Raw genomic sequence first — 502 nt, forward strand, 5'->3', positions numbered from 1 at the left:
ATTGTAGAGAACATTTAAAAAATATTGATGAAGAACTAAAACAATATCAAGTAAATCTTATAATCACTCCAGTTCATGGAAAAAGTGCTTTTGAAAAATCAGCTTTAATTTATAAAGAAGTTAAAAAAGCTAAAAATGATAAAGAAAAAATTGCAATCTTAAATAAATATTTTGATCCAAATATCAAAAACTATCCAAAAGTAAGTGAAAATGAACTCAAAGAAGCTTTTGCTCTTTATGAAAAATATAGAGCTTTAGGACTTAGCGCTACTCCAACTATCATAAAATAATTTTGATGCTAAAAAGCATCAAAATTTATAAATATAATCGATTTTCTAAACTTTAACTATTTCTTTCTATTGCTTTATAAAAAACTTAAAAAATTTATTTTAATAATTTTTATGAAATTAAAATAAATCTTATATAGATTTATTTTATTACAAACAATACTTCTAAAGATAATAAAGAATTAAAATAAGAATTTAAATATAAAGAATTATCT

General features: G+C 19.7%; 1 pseudogene. It reads left to right on the forward strand.

The features are described from left to right. Positions 1-290, forward strand: a pseudogene (locus JG677_RS08545) (thioredoxin fold domain-containing protein); the annotation flags it as partial. Between the last annotated feature and the right edge of the window lie 212 nt (positions 291-502).

It is taken from the genome of Campylobacter sp. TTU-622 (assembly GCF_016598965.1).
GTDB lineage: Bacteria > Campylobacterota > Campylobacteria > Campylobacterales > Campylobacteraceae > Campylobacter_D.